The sequence below is a fragment of the Paenibacillus sp. J22P143 genome, assembly GCF_059692035.1.
Map to the genome: position 1 here is coordinate 1 of NZ_JCAUAQ010000072.1, position 1,154 is coordinate 1,154.

Sequence of the window (1,154 nt, forward strand, 5' to 3'; positions counted from 1 at the left end):
GGGGCTGTTGACAAACACATACAATATTGAGAGGTTTTTCTAAAGACTGCGTAGAATTTATTTCTATGCAGTTTTTCTATTTGGAGGGATCGGATTATGATGGGGGTTAACGGAGATAAGCAGCACCAGTTTATTTTTTTAAACTTGGAGGACTATGTACCACGACATCACTTGCTGCGAATTATTCAACAAGAACTGGACTTCACTTTCATTTACGACAAAGTGAAGCATCTCTATTCCCTCGTCGGCCGTAAATCCATTGATCCTGTACTTCTCATGAAAATGATGCTCATTGGGTATTTATACGGAATTTCCTCTGAACGTAAGTTGGAAGAAGAAGTGAAAATGAATCTAGCTTATCGTTGGTTTTTAGGACTTGATCTTATGGAATCCGTTCCAGATCATTCTACTCTTAGTCAGAATCGGCGTCGTCGGTTTAAATACAGCTCTATCTTTCAAGAGATATTCGATCACATTGTGACGTTATGCATACAAAAAGGAATAGTAACAGGGGAAGTCATCGTAACGGATTCGACTCACGTTAAAGCTAGTGCATCGCTTAGCCATTCTGAAAAAGTGAAGGTGGATAAGAAGCCGTCAGAATACTTGGAGGAATTAGAAAAAGAGGCGCGGCGGCTTGAGAGTCAGCGGCAAGTAGAGCGTGAGGCTGAAGGAAAGAAGAAGTGCGGAACGGTAAAACAGGATCGCCCGACAACCATTATCCAAGCAGAAGCTACCCAAAGCTTGACTGATCCTGAGGCTGGTCTGATGAATCGGCCCAAAAAGCCGATCGGATTTCATTATCTGAGCCATACCAGTATCGACACGGCCCACGGAATTATCACGGATATCCATGTAACTCCGGGTAATGTGAATGACCACGAGCCATACGCAGGGCGATTAGCTGCTCAGCAAGAGAAGTTTAATCTAGAAATTAAAAGAGCTTGTGCTGACAAAGGATACGACTGCGCAGTGGTGCATCACGCTTTAGAAACGCAAAATATTGAAGGGTACATCTCACCAATCGTTAAAGAAAGCAGTATCGAGGCCGTTCAAGGTAAACCTTTTCAATATGATGAAGAATTAGACACGTATTTGTGTCCTGAAGGAAAGACATTGAAATTTACGTATGTCGAAGGTGATGGAATTAAAAA

Annotated in this window: 1 protein-coding gene; it reads left to right on the forward strand. The window is 42.2% G+C overall.

Going from position 1 to position 1,154, the window contains the following annotated elements:
* Nucleotides 1–96: 96 nt before the first annotated feature.
* The coding region (locus tag AC58PQ_RS29545; protein ID WP_497247963.1) for an IS1182 family transposase at nucleotides 97–1,154 on the forward strand (1,058 nt) is incomplete at its 3' end.